Annotated in this window: 2 protein-coding genes; both read right to left on the reverse strand. The window is 34.9% G+C overall.

Features of this window, described 5'->3' with window-relative positions; translation table 11 throughout:
* Position 1: 1 nt before the first annotated feature.
* Entirely contained in the window at positions 2–901 is a 900-nt protein-coding gene (locus AFK68_RS04025; RefSeq protein WP_094671692.1) for a hypothetical protein, read from the reverse strand.
* A 735-nt stretch (positions 902–1,636) separates the two neighbouring features.
* Positions 1,637–2,434 (reverse strand): hypothetical protein, encoded by a 798-nt coding sequence (locus AFK68_RS04030; RefSeq protein WP_094671693.1) that lies wholly within the window; start codon positions 2,432–2,434, stop codon positions 1,637–1,639.
* Positions 2,435–3,031: the final 597 nt, after the last annotated feature.

The raw sequence follows: 3,031 nt of genomic DNA on the forward strand, positions 1-3,031 counted from the left end.
ACTAATATTTATCTAACTCGAAATTCCGCTCACCTGTACAAATCCAATATATAGGAGAAACTAAACCAAAAGGTCTCCATCTTTTCGAGTCTTCCAATACAGATGCTACCCCACCACGACCGCGATAAATTTGCTGAGAATTTGGTTTAAAATATTTATTTCCAGTCACACCAAAAGCAGAAGTTGTAAAATATTCCACATTTCCCATTCCCAAATCTTGCCAAGATTCTAACCTTTTAAAAATAATAGGAAACCGTGCTTCTACCAAAAATTTTGGTCTGTGTCTATTTCCCCATAAATCTGCTAATTCACACTTAGTTAATACCAAAGCAATTCGTCGTTTTTGACCCAAAATATCCCGCCCTGCCAATGCTACTAAAAGTTTATCAATTCCTCTCGCATATTCTAAATCTTTCCGATGAGTTGTACCGTCAATCATTAACATAATTCCTGTAGCCGGAAAACAATCATTTAAGTAGTCTCGGAGTAACTGACAATCTGTTTCCTGAAGTACATCACTGAAAAATTCTCCCGAATAATCTTTGCAGTTAATATCCAAATTTAAAACAGTATTTGATAGACTAAAATTATCTGATTTTTTGAGAACAATTCTCAAACTATAATCCTTAACTTCCAACACATCATTAGCTAAACGAGTTGGTTCAATTTGTAACCCTTTTTCTATCACATTTTGCGCCTGCTTAATTAAATATTCTCCATCTTTATTTGCTGAGATAACTAACTCAACCGGACTAGAAAAATCTACATTTGGCCACCTAGCTAAAGCAGCCATATAAGTAGTTTTGCCAGCAGCACGATCGCCTATTACTCGTAAAACTCCAGAGTGATTTTCTTCTTTTAAATTGTGATTAATTCTCGGCTTCAATATAGATTTCAACATTCTTTCTGTATCCTTTTCTTGAGTGGGGGAGTAGGTATGGACGTTTTGCTGCGCGACATGGAAAGCGGAGCATTCCGGAACGGAAAACGAATTTTTGCCTGTGCAACCTCCCTACGGAAGTAGTCAACATCAGAATAATTAACACGCTACTGTGGTACTAATTATCAAAAAGGGCATTCCCCTATGTTAATTACTTAATAATTTAAAATAATTTAAGTTGCACCTAAGTATAGAATTATTTTTTCACGCTTGGGATTAATCTTTAGCGCAAAAAATCAAGCCTTGTCTTTCAACCGAAACAATTTCTATTAAGGTTGCTCTAACTTTTAACTTTTGACTTTTAACTTTTTATGTTTAACTTTTAAGTTGCTATTACTTTTAACTTTTGACTTTGAATTGACAGAATAATTAATAATTAAATAATTAAATAATTCAGCATGATTAGCCGACCCTTTCAAGGGGAAAAAAATAAATTGTTTCCTTTTAGTCAATCCTCTCCTTAAAAGGGAGAGGTAATTATCAATTATCAATTATCAATTANCGGAATGCTGCCTCTTGCAGAGGAGCTGCGCTAACGCAAACAGCTAGCCTCCTGGGGAGGAACTGCGTTAACAGCTTTTTGAGCGATTGTTTAAATCCCCGGTTTCTATAAACCGGAAAGTTTAGGAGGGGTTGAAATCCCCTCCTAAACGTTTACTGCTGATTGCTGACCGCTGACCGCTGACCGCTTTTTAATTAATGAACTAACCAATATAAAGGAGAAACAATTCCATGAGGTTTCCATTTCAAAGGTTCCCGCAAAATAGAGTGGGGACTGCCTAATTCATCTGTACGATTTGGTCGAGGATCATTTCGATGTAAAACACCAAAAGTAGATATAGCATAAAACCGTAAATTTTGTTGAGGAATACGCCTTTTTAAAATATTTGTTGTTCTGGGTAAATGAACTTTAAATATATCTAATTCTGGGTCAAGACGACCAGGCCATATTTCTCCTCTTTCACATTTACTCATTGCTATAGCTAGGCGTAAATCTTGAGTGCGATTGCTTTCATCTATTAAGTCAATAAATCTTTCCATTACGTTACTATAAAATATGTCACTTCCTGGCTCCCATTTATGAAGTAAAATTAGACAACCAAGATTATCTTTAATCAGACATTCATCAAGAAATTCTTGATGTAAAGGATTAGAAATTCCACCTTGTAATTCATTAAAAATTTCCCCTGGATAATCTCGAACTACCAAGTTAATTTCTTCTGGTTTTCGTTGCCACCAATGTTTGATTTCTATGTGAAAAGAATACAGAGGTAAATCGTAGAAACTTTTAATTTTAACTCCATCAATAATTGTAGGTTCTAAAGAGGCACCATTTAGAATAATAGTTTCAGCTTTATTAGCTAAATTTTTAGCATCATTAGTAATAGCTGTAATTTGAAAATTGGGATTAGTTTTTTCCGGCCAATAAGCCAATCCTGCCAAATAAGTTGTTTTGCCTGCACCAGTGGGTCCAATAATACAAATATTCCCCATTTTTTTTGATTAAATCTCTAAATTTTTAGCTGTTTAAACTATAACAGAGGCAACAGGGAATATAAAACTTAAACCCTGCTGAGATTATTTCAAATTTACTTTTGACTTCTTATAAGTAGGTAAGCATAAATAAATGCAACAAGTGTAGGGTGGCTTTAATAGACTAAATCGGAAATATCAAGGCTTTCTTATAACCCACCCCTACAATTTTTTTAACGTTTAATTAGGGCTTGCTGAAAAAGTATTATGGGTGAGGGAGGAGTCAGGAGTCAGGAGTCAGGAGTCAGGAGGAATGGGGAATTTAGAGGTAGTAGGAACAAGAATTATCCCTTGATTTTTCTACCTCGCGTCAACCCAAAATCCTAAATTTTTGCAGCTCCCAAGAACAAAAACCTTGTACTTTTTCCAGACCTGAAAAGGTTGAAAAATTTACAGATAAAGGCTTTTATCTTTAATCAGCAAACTCTAATTAGACGTGCCTACTTATCATGTTCCAACAATCAGTTATAAATAAGATCAAGCGTGATAAATGTTTATTACAAATGGTAGAAACAAGGAAGAGGGAAGAAGGAAGAAGGAAGAAGGAAGAAGGAAGAA

It is taken from the genome of Hydrocoleum sp. CS-953, from assembly GCF_002260545.1.
Classification (GTDB): domain Bacteria; phylum Cyanobacteriota; class Cyanobacteriia; order Cyanobacteriales; family Microcoleaceae; genus Trichodesmium.